The sequence below is a fragment of the Pseudomonas sp. GD03858 genome, assembly GCF_029840925.1.
Taxonomy (GTDB): Bacteria; Pseudomonadota; Gammaproteobacteria; order Pseudomonadales; family Pseudomonadaceae; genus Aquipseudomonas.
In genome coordinates, this window is the sequence record NZ_JAOCDM010000022.1 from 45812 (window position 1) to 62145 (window position 16334).

A 16334-nucleotide genomic window follows, 5' to 3' on the forward strand; every position below is an offset into this window, starting at 1 on the left:
AGAACCTGTGGGAGCGGGTTTACCCGCGAAGCAGGCGACACCGAACTGAATGAAAAACGCCGCCCCTGAGGGCGGCGTTTTCGTTTACACGGTATGCAGGTACCAGTTGTACTCAAGGTCGGAGATCGAGTGTTCGAACTCCTCCAGCTCGCTTTCCTTGCACGCGACGAAGATGTCGATGTACTTCGGATCGATGTACTTGTTGAGGATCTCGCTGTCGTCCAGCTCGCGCAGGGCATCGCGCAGGTTGTTCGGCAGGCTCTGCTCCAGCTGTTCGTAGGCGTTGCCTTCGATCGGCGTGCCAGGCTCGACCTTGTTGGTCAGGCCGTGGTGCACACCGGCCAGCACGGCCGCCATCATCAGGTACGGGTTGGCATCGGCGCCGGCGACGCGGTGCTCGATGCGCACCGCGTCCGGCGAGCCAGTCGGTACGCGTAGCGCCACGGTACGGTTGTCCAGGCCCCAGCTCGGTGCGTTCGGCACGTAGAACTGAGCGCCGAAACGACGGTACGAGTTGACGTTGGGGCAGAGGAACGCCATCGAGGCGGGCAGGGTCTCGAGCACACCGCCGACAGCGTGACGTAGCGCGGCGTTCTGCTCGGGATCCTCGCTGGTGAAGATGTTGTTGCCATCCTTGTCCAGCACAGAGATGTGTACGTGCAGGCCGTTGCCTGCCTGGCCCGGGTAGGGCTTGGCCATGAAGGTGGTGTCCATTTCATGGTCGTAGGCGATGTTCTTGATCAGGCGCTTGAGCAGCACCGCGTAGTCACAGGCCTTGAGCGGGTCGGCGACGTGGTGCAGGTTGACCTCGAACTGCGCCGGGGCGCTTTCCTTGACGATCGCGTCGGCTGGAATGCCTTGTTCCTTGGCGCCTTCGAGAATGTCCTGCAGGCAGTCGGCATATTCGTCGAGATCGTCGATCAGGTAGACCTGGGTCGATTGCGGGCGCTTGCCCGAGATCGGCGAGCGTGGCGGCTGCGGGCGGCCGTTCACGTTCTCCTGGTCGATCAGGTAGAACTCGAGTTCGAACGCAGCGCAGATGGTCAGGCCCAGGTCGGTGAACTTGCTCACCACTTGGCGCAGCACTTCACGCGGGTCGGCGAAGAACGGCTCGCCCTCGATTTCGTGCATGGTCATCAGCAGTTGCGCGGTCGGGCGCTTCTGCCAGGGTTCGTTGGAGAGGGTGCCGGGGATGGGGTAGCAGATGCGGTCGGCATCGCCGATGTCCAGGCCAAGACCTGTGCTTTCGACGGTCGAACCGTTGATATCCAGGGCGAAGAGGGAGGCAGGCAGGTTGATGCCTTTCTCGTAAACCTTGTGGAGGCTGGTGCGCTCGATGCGCTTGCCGCGCACCACACCATTCATATCTGCAATCAGAAGGTCAACGTAGAGAACCTCAGGATGTTCCTTAAGGAACGCGTTCGCTTCGTTAAGCTGAACGGCACGCGGGGGTACCGACATGATGCAACACCTTTGTTGTTAAAAATATCAATCAAGGGGGGCTTGCAACCCCAGTCAATCGGAAAGACCTGGTGAAGTCAAGCCAGCCCCATGATGCCCTTAAATGGCACATCCACGGCAGATTTGCCGCATATCGGGGCGTGCCATTATCCGCTATTTTCGTGCTGAAGGGTTATTTCGAGCGGGGCGTGTTTTATTTTTTACGGAGGAGTTGTGTAAAAAAATGAACGAGGCTAAGCTCGGTCGCAACCCAGAACACAATAATACGAGGGTCACATGGTCCGCCTGTCGAGACCTGCCAGCGCCGCATGCACGGTGCGTTCAGGTACATCTCCCGGTTGCCGTCCGGTCATCGCGCGCCTGCGTCAGCAGGGGGCCGCGCTGGCCGCAATAATTGACGGTCTTGCTGAAAAGGCCATACCTCGTAACGCTTTAGCGCAACATTTCCTTTCCTTCTGCCCTTCGCTTTCATCACGGACACGCTCTTTTGCAGTGTATCCACTGTCGTCCTGCGCGGGGGTTTTTGCTTTAGCCATGCACAGCATCCAGAATCAAGGCGCGGGCCTGTCCAGGCCCCTCGGCGCCGTGTGCGCCGACTTTGCCCGACGCCTGGCGTCAGCGGCTGGCGGTTGCCGCCAACCGCGCCACATTGCCTCCTGAGGTATTTATGAGTAACAACCTCGACCAGCTCACCGATTGGTTGAAAGAGCACAAGATCACCGAAGTGGAATGCCTGATCAGCGACCTGACCGGCATCACCCGCGGCAAGATCTCGCCTACCAACAAGTTCATCGCCGAGAAGGGCATGCGCCTGCCCGAGAGCGTGTTGCTGCAGACCGTGACCGGCGACTACGTCGACGACGACATCTATTACGAACTGCTCGACCCGGCCGACATCGACATGATCTGCCGCCCCGACGAGAAAGCGGTGTTCCTCGTGCCATGGGCCATCGAGCCGACCGCCCAGGTGATCCACGACACCTACGACAAGAAGGGCAACCCGGTCGAACTGTCGCCGCGCAACGTGCTCAAGAAAGTGCTGCAACTCTACGCCGACAAAGGCTGGCAGCCGATCGTCGCGCCGGAGATGGAGTTCTACCTGACCAAGCGCAGCGAAGACCCGGACTTCCCGCTGCAGCCGCCGGTGGGGCGCTCCGGTCGCCCGGAAACTGGCCGCCAGTCGTTCTCCATCGAGGCCGCCAACGAATTCGACCCGCTGTTCGAGGACGTCTACGACTGGTGCGAACTGCAGCAGCTGGACCTCGACACGCTGATCCACGAGGACGGCACGGCGCAGATGGAGATCAATTTCCGTCACGGCGACGCGCTGCACCTGGCCGACCAGATCCTGGTGTTCAAGCGCACCATGCGCGAGGCCGCGCTCAAGCACAACGTGGCCGCCACCTTCATGGCCAAGCCGATGACCGGCGAGCCGGGCAGCGCCATGCACCTGCACCAGAGCGTGGTCGACGTGGCCACCGGCAAGAACATCTTCTCCAATGCCGACGGCAGCATGAGCGAGCTGTTCCTCAACCACATCGGCGGCCTGCAGAAGTTCATCCCCGAAGCGCTGCCGCTGTTCGCGCCCAACGTCAACTCGTTCCGCCGCTTCCTGCCCGACACCTCGGCACCGGTGAACGTCGAGTGGGGTGAGGAAAACCGTACCGTCGGCCTGCGCGTGCCGGATGCCGGCCCGCAGAACCGTCGCGTCGAGAACCGTCTGCCGGGCGCCGACGCCAACCCTTACCTGGCCATCGCCGCGAGCCTGCTGTGTGGCTACATCGGCATGGTCGAAGGCATCGAAGCCAGCGCGCCGGTCCAGGGCCGTGGCTACGAACGGCGCAACCTGCGCTTGCCGCTGACCATCGAGGACGCCCTGGAGCGCATGGAGAACAGCCGCGCGCTGGTGCAGTACCTGGGCAAGAAATTTATCGCCGGCTACGTTGCCACCAAGCGCGCCGAGCATGAAAACTTCAAGCGCGTCATCAGTTCCTGGGAGCGTGAGTTCCTGCTGTTTGCAGTGTGATCAACCCTGAGGCCGCCTATGGGCGGCCACCGGAAAATGGAGAGGCACATGAGCGTCAACAACCCGCAAACCCGTGAATGGCAAACCCTGAGCGGCGAGCACCACCTTGCACCTTTCAGCGACTACAAGCAGCTGAAGGAGAAGGGGCCGCGCATCATCACCAAGGCGCAGGGCGTGCATTTGTGGGACAGCGAGGGGCACAAGATCCTCGACGGCATGGCCGGCCTGTGGTGCGTGGCGGTCGGCTATGGCCGCGAAGAACTGGTGCAGGCGGCAGAAAAGCAGATGCGCGAACTGCCGTACTACAACCTGTTCTTCCAGACCGCCCACCCGCCGGCGCTGGAGCTGGCCAAGGCGATCACCGACGTGGCGCCAGAGGGCATGACCCATGTGTTCTTCACCGGCTCCGGTTCCGAGGGCAACGACACCGTGCTGCGCATGGTCCGTCACTACTGGGCGCTCAAGGGCAAGCCGAACAAACAGACCATCATCGGTCGCATCAACGGCTATCACGGCTCCACCGTGGCCGGCGCCAGCCTGGGCGGCATGAGCGGCATGCACGAGCAGGGCGGCCTGCCGATCCCGGGCATCGTGCACATCCCGCAGCCGTACTGGTTCGGCGAGGGTGGCGACATGACCCCGGATGAGTTCGGCGTGTGGGCGGCCGAGCAGTTGGAGAAGAAGATTCTCGAAGTCGGCGAGGACAACGTCGCCGCCTTCATCGCCGAGCCGATCCAGGGCGCCGGCGGCGTGATCATCCCGCCAGAGACCTACTGGCCGAAGGTCAAGGAGATCCTTGCCAAGTACGACATCCTGTTCGTCGCCGACGAAGTGATCTGCGGTTTCGGCCGTACCGGCGAATGGTTCGGCTCCGACTACTACGACCTTGCGCCCGACCTGATGACCATCGCCAAGGGCCTGACCTCCGGTTACATCCCCATGGGCGGTGTGATCGTGCGTGACAGCGTGGCCCAGGTACTCAGCGAAGGCGGCGATTTCAACCACGGCTTCACCTACTCCGGCCACCCGGTGGCGGCGGCGGTGGGCCTGGAAAACCTGCGCATCCTGCGCGACGAGAAGATCGTCGAGAAGGTGCGCACGGAAGTGGCACCCTACTTGCAAAAACGTCTGCGTGAGCTGCAGGACCATCCACTGGTGGGCGAGGTGCGCGGCCTGGGCCTGCTCGGCGCGATCGAGCTGGTCAAGGACAAGGCCACCCGCAGCCGTTACGAGGGCAAGGGCGTGGGCATGATCTGCCGTACCCACTGCTTCGAGAACGGCCTGATCATGCGTGCCGTGGGCGACACCATGATCATCGCGCCGCCGCTGGTGATCAGCCGCGAAGAGGTGGACGAACTGGTGGAAAAGGCGCGCAAGTGCCTGGATTTGACCTACGAAGCGATCAAATGACGGTCTGCTAGGCTGGCGAGGTGACATTAAAGTCGTTGCAAGGCCCTGCTTCTGTTGAAACAGCGCCTTGTAACTTGCCAGACTAACGGCTGTTTAGTCGCCCAGCGCGTGATCCGTGGGACCTGGCTGCTGAACAGATGGCTTGATAATAAATTCTGGAGCATAACGCATGAAGAAATTGGGCAAGACGCTGCTGGCCGCCGCCCTGATGGGTGCCATGGCCACCGCTGTTCAGGCTGAAGACAAGGTGTTGAACGTCTACAACTGGTCGGACTACATCGCGCCGGACACCATCGCCAAGTTCGAGAAGCAGAGCGGCATCAAGGTCAAGTACGACGTCTTCGACAGCAACGAGACCCTCGAAGCCAAGCTGCTGGCCGGCAAGTCGGGCTACGACATCGTCGTGCCGTCCAACAACTTCCTGGCCAAGCAGATCAAGGCAGGCGTCTACGAAGAACTGGACCGCTCCAAGCTGCCCAACTGGAAGAACCTCGACGAAGACCTGCTCAAGGCCGTCGGCGACGCCAGCGACCCGGGCAACAAGCATGCCTTCCCGTACATGTGGGGCTCCATCGGCATCGGCTACAACCCGGAGAAGGTCAAGGCCGCGCTGGGCGTGGACAAGATCGACTCGTGGGACGCCGTGTTCAAGCCCGAGAACATTGCCAAGCTCAAGAGCTGCGGCGTGAGCTTCCTCGATGCGCCGACCGAAATGCTCCCGGCCGCGCTGCACTACCTGGGCCTGCCCAGCAACTCCACCAAGTCCGATGACCTGAAGAAGGCCGAGGCGCTGTTCCTGAGCATCCGCCCATCGATCACCTACTTCCACTCGTCCAAGTACATCGGCGACCTGGCCAACGGCAACATCTGCGTGGCCGTCGGCTACTCCGGCGACCTGGAACAGTCCAAGGCCCGCGCCCACGAGGCCGGCGACAAGGTCAAGCTGGACTACATCATTCCGAAAGAAGGCGCCGGTACCTTCTACGACATGGTCGCCATCCCCAAGGATGCCGAGCACAAGGAAGCCGCCTACAAGTTCATGGACTTCCTGATGCAGCCTGAAGTCATGGCCGAGATCACCAATGCCGTGCGCTTCCCGAACGGCAACAAGGCCGCCACCCCGTTCGTGGACAAGGACATCACCAGCGACCCGAGCATCTATCCGCCTGCCGATGTGAAGAAACAGCTGTACGCGATCGCCGCGCCTGAAGCGGCGGCCCAGCGTGTCATCACCCGCAGCTGGACCAAGATCAAGTCGGGCAAGTAAGCCCGTCGCGGAACCCTCTGGGCCGGAGTTTCCCGGCCCAGAGGCCAGTAGAGGCAAATAAGTTTGCGGCAGCGAAGCCGTGAAGGTAAGTTGCGCGCCGGTTTTGCGTGTGCGGCCGAGATTTTCCGCCGGCAAAGGCACTGATTGTGAGGACCACCCACTTGTCTATTTCTGTTTTTCGCAAGGCCTTGATGGCTGGAGCGGGTCTGACGCTGGCTTGCAGCGTCCAAGCGGCGCCCACGGTGCATATCTACAACTGGTCCGACTATGTCGGCCCGAATACCCTCGCCGATTTCCAGAAGGAAACCGGCATCACCCCCAAGTACGACGTCTTCGACAGCAACGAGACGCTGGAAGGCAAGCTGCTGGCCGGGCGTACCGGCTACGACGTGGTCGTGCCGTCCAACCATTTCCTCGGCAAGCAGATCAAGGCGGGCGCGTTCCAGAAGCTCGACCGTGACCTGCTGCCCAACTACGCGAACCTCGACCCGGCGCTGATGAAGCGCCTGGAGAAGAACGACCCGGGCAACCAGTACGCCGTCCCCTACCTGTGGGGCACCAATGGCATCGGCTACAACGTCGAGAAGGTCAAGGCGGCGCTGGGCACCGACAAGATCGATTCCTGGGCGGTGCTGTTCGAGCCCGAGAACATGAAGAAGCTCAGCAAGTGCGGCGTGGCCTTCCTCGACTCGGCCGACGAGATGCTGCCGGCGGTGCTCAACTACATGGGGCTGGACCCCAACAGCAGCAACCCCAAGGACTACCAGAAGGCGGAAGAGAAACTGCTGGCCGTGCGCCCGTACGTGACCTACTTCCACTCCTCCAAGTACATCACCGATCTCGCCAACGGCGACATCTGCGTGGCCGCCGGCTTCTCCGGCGACATTTTCCAGGCCAAGGCTCGCGCCGAAGAGGCGAAGAAGGGCGTGAAGCTGGCCTACGCCATCCCCAAGGAAGGCGGCAACCTCTGGTTCGATGTGCTGGCGATTCCCAAGGATGCCAGCAACGTCAAGGAGGCCCATGCCTTCATCAACTATTTGCTGAAACCTGAGGTGATCGCCCAGGTCAGTGATTACGTCGGTTACGCCAACCCGAACCCCAAGGCTGGCGACCTGATGGACCAGGCCGTGAGGACTGACGCTGCGGTTTACCCACCGCAGGAAGTACTGGACAAGATGTTCGTCAACGCCGAGTTGCCACCCAAGGTGCAACGTTTGATGACCCGCAGCTGGACCAAGGTCAAGTCGGGCAAGTAACAATCCAGGCCCGCCAGCGCAGCGGCGGGCACATAAATCTTGTTGGGAGTTTCACTCATGGCAGTTGCCTCCGGTGCCTATAAGAAAGCCCTCGAGGGTGGCCAGCAACCCAAGCAGGTGCTGGTCAAGATCGATCGGGTCACAAAAAAATTCGACGAAACGGTAGCGGTGGACGACGTGTCCCTGGAAATCCGCAAGGGTGAGATCTTCGCCCTGCTGGGTGGCTCCGGTTCCGGCAAGTCGACCTTGCTGCGCATGCTGGCCGGCTTCGAGCGTCCGACCGAAGGGCGGATCTTCCTCGACGGCGTCGACATCACCGACATGCCGCCCTATGAGCGGCCGATCAACATGATGTTCCAGTCCTACGCGCTGTTCCCGCACATGACCGTGGCGCAGAACATCGCCTTCGGCCTGCAGCAGGACAAGATGCCCAAGGCCGAGATCGAAGCCCGCGTGGCCGAGATGCTCAAGCTGGTGCACATGACCCAGTATGCCAAGCGCAAGCCGCACCAGCTGTCCGGTGGCCAGCGCCAGCGCGTGGCCCTGGCCCGCTCCCTGGCCAAGCGCCCCAAGCTGCTGCTGCTCGATGAGCCGATGGGCGCGCTGGACAAGAAACTGCGCTCGCAGATGCAGCTGGAACTGGTGGAGATCATCGAGCGCGTGGGCGTGACCTGCGTGATGGTGACCCACGACCAGGAAGAGGCCATGACCATGGCCCAGCGCATCGCCATCATGCACCTGGGCTGGATCGCCCAGATCGGCAGCCCGATCGACGTCTACGAGACCCCGACCAGCCGTCTGGTCTGCGAGTTCATCGGCAACGTCAACCTGTTCGAGGGCGAGGTGGTCGACGACGCCGAAGGCCACGCGATCATTGCCAGCCCGGAACTGGAGCGCAAGATCTACGTCGGCCACGGCGTCACCACTTCGGTCGAGGACAAGCACATCACCTACGCCCTGCGTCCGGAGAAGCTGCTGGTCACCACCGAGCAGCCGACCTGCGAGCACAACTGGTCGCGCGGCAAGGTCCACGACATCGCCTACCTGGGCGGCCACTCGGTGTTCTACGTCGAACTGCCCACCGGCAAGATCGTCCAGTCGTTCGTCGCCAACGCCGAGCGCCAGGGCACCCGCCCGACCTGGGACGACGAAGTCTACGTGTGGTGGGAAGACGACAGCGGCGTGGTACTGCGCTCATGAAACTTCGCAAGCTCAAGCGAGCCTTCCAGCGCATAACCCCGGAGGGACGGCACCTGGTGATCGGCGTGCCGTTCATCTGGCTGTTCCTGTTCTTCATGCTGCCGTTCTTCATCGTGCTGAAGATCAGCTTCGCCGAAGCCGACGTGGCGATCCCGCCGTACACCGAGATCTACACCTATCTCGAAGGCAAGGTGCAGCTGGTGCTGAACCTGGCCAACTATGGGCTGCTGACCGAGGACGAGCTGTATATCTCGGCCTACCTCGGGTCGCTCAAGGTCGCCTTCTTCAGCACCCTGCTGTGCCTGCTGATCGGCTACCCGATGGCCTACGCCATCTCCAAGGCCAACAAGGAGTCGCAGACGGTCCTGCTGCTGCTGATCATGATGCCGACCTGGACCGCGATCCTGATCCGCGTGTACGCCTGGATGGGCATTCTCAGCAACAACGGCTTGCTCAACAGCTTCCTGATGTGGATCGGCCTGATCGACCAACCGCTGCAGATCCTCAACACCAACCTGGCGGTGTATATCGGCGTGGTCTACTCGTACCTGCCGTTCATGATCCTGCCGCTGTACGCCAACCTGGTGAAGCACGACCAGAGCCTGCTCGAAGCCGCATCGGACCTGGGTTCGAGCACCTTCAACAGCTTCTGGAAGATCACCGTGCCGCTGTCGAAGAACGGCATCATCGCCGGCTGCATGCTGGTGTTCATCCCGGTGGTGGGCGAGTTCGTCATTCCCGAGCTGCTCGGCGGCCCGGAAACCCTGATGATCGGCAAGGTGCTGTGGCAGGAGTTCTTCAACAACCGTGACTGGCCGGTGGCGTCCGCGCTGGCGGTGGTGATGCTGGTGATCCTGATCGTGCCCATCCTGCTGTTCAACCGCAGCCAGGCCAAAGAAATGGAGGGCCGCGCATGAAACGCTTCAGTTTCTCCAAGCTGATGCTGGTGCTCGGCTTGCTGTTCATCTACCTGCCGATGCTGATCCTGGTGATCTACTCGTTCAACGCCTCGAAGCTGGTGACGGTATGGGGCGGTTGGTCGGTGAAGTGGTACGTCGGCCTGCTCGACAACACCCAACTGATGGGTTCGGTGATGCGCTCGCTGGAGATCGCCTGCTACACGGCGATCGCCGCCGTGGCGCTGGGCACCCTGGCGGCCTTCGTGCTGACCCGGGTCACCCGCTTCAAGGGCCGCACGCTGTTCGGTGGCCTGGTCACCGCGCCGCTGGTGATGCCCGAGGTGATCACCGGTCTGTCGCTGTTGCTGCTGTTCGTGGCCATGGCGCAGATGATCGGCTGGCCCCAGGAGCGTGGCATCGTCACCATCTGGATCGCCCACACCACGTTCTGCGCCGCCTATGTGGCGGTGGTGGTGTCGGCGCGCCTGCGCGAGCTGGACCTGTCCATCGAAGAGGCGGCCATGGACCTGGGCGCCAAGCCGTGGAAGGTGTTCTTCCTGATCACCATCCCGATGATCGCGCCGTCGCTGGCGGCGGGCGGCATGATGTCGTTCGCCCTGTCGCTGGATGACCTGGTGCTGGCCAGCTTCGTTTCCGGTCCGGGTTCGACCACCTTGCCGATGGAAGTGTTCTCGGCCGTGCGCCTGGGCGTGAAGCCGGAGATCAACGCCGTGGCCAGCCTGATCCTGCTGTCGGTGTCGCTGGTGACCTTCCTGGTCTGGTACTTCAGCCGCCAGGCCGAAGAACGCCGCCGCCGGGCGATCCAGCAGGCGATCGAGGAGGGCGCCGCGGCGAACGTCTCGCAGCCGCAGGTCCGCCGTCCGGCCCGAGCCGCCGCGCAGGCCTGATCCATTCGCGGGCAAAGCGCACCGCCGCTCCCACAGGACCTGTATGCAGCAAGGTCCCTGTGGGAGCGGGTTCACCCGCGAAGGCTCCCCCACCGGATCAAAGCCAGACCGCATCCCAATGCGGATATTCCCTGACGTTATTGACCAGCCTCGCCCGTAGCGGATTGGCAACGATGTACCTGGCGATGTGGATCGCATTTTCTTCCCGGCGCAACGCGTGGTCTTGATAGCCGGCCTGCCAAATCGGGTGATGCCCGACGCCAGCCTTGTGCAATTCAAGACTGGAACGGGACTTGAACCGGCGCATCAACGTGCAGAGTGTTGCCAGCCTCAACTCTATCAACCAGTGCAGATGATCCGGCATTACGACCCAGGCCAGTGATCGGCAGGCATTGGAATCGCCCTTTGAAATGAGTCTCTGCTGAACGGTAGCGGTTGGAACGAAGTGGCTGGCTGTGGATGGTTTCTGGATATGGCAGAGAACGGCGCTGGCCCCTTCGCGGGTAAACCCGCTCCCACAGGGGCCAAGGTGCATTCGATATCTGTGGGAGCGGGTTTACCCGCGAAGAGGCCAGTCCGGCTAATACAAATTCCAGCCCAGTACCCTTTTCCAATCCCTGATCTACGCTTTCAACGCATCCCCTCTCGTTGAAGCAAGGAGCCCGCATGACGGTCGCACGTCCGCCGATGGTGGTTTGCCTGGGGCTGCTGTTCATGCTGTCTGGCTGTGGCAAGGAAGAAACCGTCCAGGTGCTGCCCAGGGTCGCGGTGCAACAGGTGCAGCCCGCCGATTTCGCCGCTCGGGTGACCCTGACCGGTGACGTGCAGGCGCGGGTGCAGACCGACCTGTCGTTTCGCGTGGGCGGCAAGATCGTCTCGCGCAGCGTCGATGTGGGCGACCACGTCAAGGCCAACCAGGTGCTCGCGCGCCTGGATCCCAAGGACCTGCAGAACAACGTCGACTCGGCCAAGGCCGAGGTGTTCGCCGAGCAGGCGCGGGTCACCCAGACCAGCGCCGCGTTCGTGCGCCAGCAGAAACTCCTGCCCAAGGGCTACACCAGCCAGAGCGAATACGACTCCGCCGAAGCGGCCCTGCGCAGCAGCCAGAGCGCGCTCAAGGCCGCCCAGGCGCAACTGGCCAACGCCAATGAACAACTGAGCTACACGGCGCTGGTGTCCGAGGCCGCCGGGGTGATCACCGCGCGCCAGGCCGAGGTCGGCCAGGTGGTGCAGGCGACCATGCCGATCTTCAGCCTGGCCGTCGATGGCGATCGCGACGCGGTGTTCAATGTCTACGAGTCGTTGCTGGTGAACCCGAGCGACGAGAAGAACGTCACCGTCAGCCTGATCGACGATCCCAGCATCAAGGCCAGCGGCCAGGTGCGCGAAATCACCCCGACGGTCTCGGCGCAGAGCGGCACCGTGCAGGTCAAGGTGGCCCTGCGCGACGTGCCGGCGGGCATGCCGCTGGGGTCGCCGGTCACCGCCTCGGCCAGCGCCCGTGGCAAGCCCAGCGTCGAGCTGCCCTGGTCGGCGCTGACCAAGGCCTTGAGCGAGCCGGCGGTATGGGTGGTGGGCGAGGGCGACAAGGCGCAGCTGCGCAAGGTCCAGGTGGCGCGCTATCTCACCGGCAAGGTGGTGATCAGCGATGGCCTGGAGGCCGGCGAGGTGGTGGTGGTTGGCGGCGGACAGTTGCTCAATCCGGGCGTCCAGGTGGAAAAGGTCGATGCCAGCAATGGAGGAGTCGGACCATGAAACCGCTGCCATTGATGCTGTGCGCCAGCCTGCTGCTGGCGGCCTGTGGCGGCGAGACGGAGCAGGCCGAGCCGGTGCGCCCGGTGCTGTCGACGGTGGTGCAGCCGCAGGTGCAGGCGCAACTGGGGCGCTTCGCCGGGAATATCCAGGCGCGCTTCGAGAGCACCCTGGGCTTCCGGGTGTCCGGCCGTATCGCCCGGCGCTGGCTGGATGTCGGCGCCCAGGTGCGGCCTGGCGATACCCTGGCCACCCTCGATCCGACCGATCAGCAGAACCAGCTGCGTGCCGCCGAGGGCGACCTGGCGCGGGTCCAGGCGCAGTGGATCAACGCCCAGGCCGATGCCCGCCGCCAGCAACAGCTGTATGACCGTGGCGTCGGCGCCCAGGCCCAGCTGGACATCGCCCAGACCAACCTGAAGACCACCGGAGCGTCCCTGGAACAGGCGCGTTCGGCCGTCAACCAGGCGCGCGATCAACTCGACTACAGCACCCTGCGCAGCGATCACGCCGCCGTGGTCACGGCCTGGCAGGCGGAGGCCGGGCAGACTGTCAGCGCTGGCCAGGCCGTGGTGACGCTGGCCCGTCCGGACGTGAAGGAGGCGGTGATCGACCTGCCGATCTACCTGGCCGAACAGCTGGGACGCAACCTCACCTTCACCGTCGCCTCGCAGCTCGATCCCAGTATCAACACCACCGCCACCCTGCGCGAACTGGAGCCCCAGGCCGACGCCACCACCCGTACCCGGCGCGCCCGGCTGACCCTGGCCAGCACGCCCGACGCCTTCCACCTCGGCACCGCCATCAGCGTCACCTTGACCTCGGCGGTGGCGCCGCGCAGCGAGCTGCCGCGCAGTGCCTTGCTCGAGCGCGACGGCAAGACCCAGGTGTGGGTGGTCGACCCGCAGCAGAAGACCGTGGCGACCCGCGACATCACCCTGGCAGAGCGCAACGCCGACAGCATCGTCCTGACGGCCGGCGTGCAGCCCGGCGAGCGCGTGGTCACCGCCGGGGTGAACAGCCTCAAGCCTGGCCAGCAGGTCACCTTCGACGAGGATGCGCGATGAAAGGAAGCTTCAACCTGTCCGAGTGGGCGCTCAAGCACCAGTCCTTCGTCTGGTACCTGATGTTCGTCGGCCTGCTGATGGGGGTGTTCTCGTACTTCAACCTGGGCCGCGAGGAAGATCCGTCCTTCACCATCAAGACCATGGTGATCCAGACCCGCTGGCCGGGGGCGACCCAGGACGAGACGCTGTACCAGATCACCGACCGGATCGAGAAGAAGCTCGAGGAACTCGACTCGCTCGACTACGTGAAAAGCTACACCCGCCCTGGCGAATCGACGGTGTATGTCTACCTGCTCGATACCACCAAGGCCAAGGACATTCCACAGATCTGGTACCAGGTGCGCAAGAAGATCCAGGACATCCGCGGGCAGTTTCCCCAGGGCGTCCAGGGCCCGGGGTTCAACGACGAGTTCGGCGACGTGTTCGGCTCGATCTACGCGTTCACCTCCGACGGCCTGAACCTGCGCCAGTTGCGCGACTACGTCGAGCAGGCCCGCGCCGAGGTGCGCGAGGTGCACAACATCGGCAAGGTCGAGCTGATCGGTACCCAGGACGAAGTGCTCTACCTGAACTTCTCGACCCGCAAGCTGGCGGCCCTGGGCATCGACCAGGGCCAGGTCATGCAGGCCTTGCAGGCGCAGAACACGGTGACCCCGGCCGGGGTGATCGAGGCCGGACCCGAGCGCATCTCGGTGCGCACCACCGGGCAGTTCGCCTCGGAGAAGGACCTGGAAACGGTCAACCTGCGCATCAACGACCGCTTCTTCCGCCTGGCCGATATCGCCGATATCGAGCGCGGCTACGTCGACCCGCCGTCGCCGATCTTCCGCTACAACGGCCAGCCCGCGATCGGCCTGGCCATCGGCATGAAGGCTGGCGGCAACATCGAGGTGTTCGGCGCGGCCCTGAAAAAGAAGATGGACAGCATCGTCAGCGAACTGCCGGTCGGTGTCGGCGTGCATACCGTGTCCGACCAGGCGGTGGTGGTCAAGCAGGCGGTCGGCGGCTTTACCAGCGCACTGTTCGAGGCGGTGGTGATCGTGCTGGTGGTGAGCTTCGTCAGCCTCGGCATCCGCGCCGGGCTGGTGGTGGCCTGCTCGATTCCGCTGGTGCTGGCCATGGTCTTCGTGTTCATGGAGTACAGCGGCATCACCATGCAGCGCATTTCGCTCGGTGCGCTGATCATCGCCCTGGGCCTGCTGGTGGATGATGCGATGATCACCGTGGAGGTGATGGTCACCCGCCTGGAGATGGGCGAGACCAAGGAGCAGGCGGCGACCTTCGCCTACACCTCGACGGCCTTCCCCATGCTCACCGGCACGTTGGTGACGGTGGCCGGCTTCGTGCCCATCGGCCTCAATGCCAGCTCCGCGGGCGAGTACACCTACACCCTGTTCGCGGTGATCGCCGTGGCCTTGCTGGTGTCCTGGGTGGTGGCGGTGTTCTTCGCCCCGGTGCTGGGCGTGCATATTCTCAGCAGCGAGAAGCTCAAGCCCCACGAGGCGGAGCCCGGGCGGGTCGGCAAGGCCTTCGAGCACAGCCTTTTGTGGTGCATGCGCCACCGCTGGGTGACGGTGATCGGCACCCTCGTGCTGTTCGTGCTTTCGGTGCTGGGCATGCGCTTCGTGCAGAACCAGTTCTTCCCGTCCTCGGACCGGCCCGAGATCCTGGTCGACCTGGACCTGCCACAGAACGCCTCGATCGAGCAGACGCGCAAGGTGGTCGACCGCCTCGAAGCCAGGATCAAGGACGATCCCGATCTGGTGCGCTGGAGCACCTACATCGGCCAGGGCGCGATCCGCTTCTACCTGCCCCTCGACCAGCAACTGCAGAACCCTTACTACGCCCAGCTGGTGATCGTCAGCAAAGGCTTCGAAGAGCGCCAGGGCATGATCGAGCGCCTGCAGAAACTGCTGCGCGAGGAGTTCGTCGGCATCGGCAGCAACGTCCAGTCGCTGGAAATGGGCCCGCCGGTGGGACGGCCGATCCAGTATCGGGTGAGCGGCAAGGACATCGACCAGGTGCGCCGCTACGCCATCGAGCTGGCCACGGTGCTCGACGGCAACGAGCATATCGGCGACATGATGTACGACTGGAACGAGCCCGGTAAGGTGCTGCGCATCGAAATCGCCCAGGACAAGGCACGTCAGCTGGGGCTGTCGTCCGAGGACGTGGCCAACGTGATGAACAGCATCGTCAGTGGCGTGCCGATCACCCAGGTCAACGACAACATCTACCTGGTCGATGTCATCGCCCGCGCCGAGGACAGCGAACGCGGCTCGCCCGATACCTTGCAGAACCTGCAGATCGTCAACCCCAGTGGCGTGTCCATTCCCCTGCTGGCGTTCGCCACCGTGCGCTACGAGCTGGAGCAGCCGCTGGTGTGGCGGCGCGACCGCAAGCCGACCATCACCATCAAGGCCTCGGTGGTTGGCGATATCCAGCCGACCAACCTGGTCGAGCAGCTCAAGCCGAAGATCGATGAGTTCGCCGCCAAGCTGCCGCCTGGCTACGGCGTGGCCACCGGCGGTACGGTGGAGGAAAGCGGCAAGGCCCAGGGGCCGATCGCCGACGTGATCCCGCTGATGCTGTTCCTCATGGCGACCTTCCTGATGATCCAGTTGCACAGCGTGCAGAAGCTGTTCCTGGTGGTCAGCGTCGCGCCCCTGGGGCTGATCGGCGTGGTGCTGGCGCTGGTGCCCACGGGCACGCCGATGGGCTTCGTGGCGATTCTCGGCATCCTGGCCCTGGCCGGGATCATCATCCGCAACTCGGTGATCCTGGTGACCCAGATCGATGAATTCGAGGAACAGGGCTACGCCCCCTGGGATGCGGTGGTGGAGGCGACCAACCACCGCCGCCGGCCGATCCTGCTGACCGCGGCGGCGGCGAGCCTGGGCATGATTCCGATCGCGCGGGAGGTGTTCTGGGGGCCGATGGCCTACGCCATGATCGGCGGCATCATCAGCGCAACGCTGCTGACGCTGTTGTTCCTGCCGGCGCTGTATGTGGCCTGGTACAAGATCCGCGAGCCGGAGAACACCTCCAAAGCCCAACACTGAACCCTTGTAGGAGCGGCCTTGTGTCG

12 protein-coding genes are annotated in these 16334 nt (G+C 63.5%); 10 read left to right on the forward strand and 2 right to left on the reverse strand.

The window, feature by feature from the left end; genetic code table 11:
- Positions 1 to 84 precede the first annotated feature (84 nt).
- Entirely contained in the window at positions 85 to 1461 is a 1377-nt protein-coding gene (locus N5D48_RS08925) for a glutamine synthetase family protein (protein WP_279883206.1), read from the reverse strand.
- A 667-nt stretch (positions 1462 to 2128) separates the two neighbouring features.
- Here N5D48_RS08925 and N5D48_RS08930 point away from each other — a divergent pair.
- The 7 genes from N5D48_RS08930 to N5D48_RS08960 all read left to right on the forward strand — a co-directional run bounded on the left by N5D48_RS08930 (position 2129) and on the right by N5D48_RS08960 (position 10427).
- The gene (locus N5D48_RS08930) at positions 2129 to 3487 is read left to right on the forward strand and encodes a glutamine synthetase family protein (RefSeq protein WP_279883208.1); all 1359 of its coding nucleotides are present in this window, start codon (positions 2129 to 2131) and stop codon (positions 3485 to 3487) included.
- A 48-nt stretch (positions 3488 to 3535) separates the two neighbouring features.
- Positions 3536 to 4897, forward strand: a complete 1362-nt coding sequence (locus N5D48_RS08935; RefSeq protein ID WP_279883210.1) for an aspartate aminotransferase family protein — start codon at positions 3536 to 3538, stop codon at positions 4895 to 4897.
- A gap of 169 nt (positions 4898 to 5066) precedes the next feature.
- Positions 5067 to 6164: a polyamine ABC transporter substrate-binding protein gene (locus N5D48_RS08940; RefSeq protein WP_279883212.1), complete on the forward strand. Its 1098-nt coding sequence runs from the start codon at positions 5067 to 5069 to the stop codon at positions 6162 to 6164.
- 161 nt (positions 6165 to 6325) lie between these two features.
- A complete protein-coding gene (locus N5D48_RS08945; RefSeq protein WP_186712570.1) occupies positions 6326 to 7420 on the forward strand; it encodes a polyamine ABC transporter substrate-binding protein in 1095 nt (364 codons plus the stop codon).
- Positions 7421 to 7477: 57 nt separating this feature from the next.
- Positions 7478 to 8620: a polyamine ABC transporter ATP-binding protein gene (gene potA / locus N5D48_RS08950; RefSeq protein WP_279883215.1), complete on the forward strand. Its 1143-nt coding sequence runs from the start codon at positions 7478 to 7480 to the stop codon at positions 8618 to 8620.
- Positions 8617 to 9537 carry an ABC transporter permease subunit gene (locus tag N5D48_RS08955; RefSeq protein ID WP_279883217.1) on the forward strand — a complete coding sequence of 307 codons (921 nt, stop codon included), beginning with the start codon at positions 8617 to 8619 and terminating at the stop codon, positions 9535 to 9537. The genes potA and N5D48_RS08955 overlap by 4 nt, the downstream gene beginning before the upstream one ends.
- Complete coding sequence (locus N5D48_RS08960; RefSeq protein WP_279883219.1) at positions 9534 to 10427, forward strand: ABC transporter permease subunit; 894 nt, start codon at positions 9534 to 9536, stop codon at positions 10425 to 10427. Before N5D48_RS08955 ends, N5D48_RS08960 begins: the two co-directional genes overlap by 4 nt.
- A gap of 97 nt (positions 10428 to 10524) precedes the next feature.
- Here the strand turns inward: N5D48_RS08960 and N5D48_RS08965 are convergent, their stop codons facing one another.
- Positions 10525 to 10962: a transposase gene (locus tag N5D48_RS08965; protein ID WP_279883221.1), complete on the reverse strand. Its 438-nt coding sequence runs from the start codon at positions 10960 to 10962 to the stop codon at positions 10525 to 10527.
- Positions 10963 to 11093: 131 nt separating this feature from the next.
- Between N5D48_RS08965 and N5D48_RS08970 the strand changes: the two genes are divergently transcribed.
- From N5D48_RS08970 to N5D48_RS08980, 3 genes are read left to right on the forward strand one after another with little or no spacing between them, the layout of a single operon-like run.
- The gene (locus N5D48_RS08970; protein WP_279883223.1) at positions 11094 to 12182 is read left to right on the forward strand and encodes an efflux RND transporter periplasmic adaptor subunit; all 1089 of its coding nucleotides are present in this window, start codon (positions 11094 to 11096) and stop codon (positions 12180 to 12182) included.
- Entirely contained in the window at positions 12179 to 13246 is a 1068-nt protein-coding gene (locus N5D48_RS08975; RefSeq protein ID WP_279883225.1) for an efflux RND transporter periplasmic adaptor subunit, read from the forward strand. The genes N5D48_RS08970 and N5D48_RS08975 overlap by 4 nt, the downstream gene beginning before the upstream one ends.
- A complete protein-coding gene (locus tag N5D48_RS08980; RefSeq protein ID WP_279883227.1) occupies positions 13243 to 16308 on the forward strand; it encodes an efflux RND transporter permease subunit in 3066 nt (1021 codons plus the stop codon). Before N5D48_RS08975 ends, N5D48_RS08980 begins: the two co-directional genes overlap by 4 nt.
- The last annotated feature ends 26 nt before the right edge of the window (positions 16309 to 16334 follow it).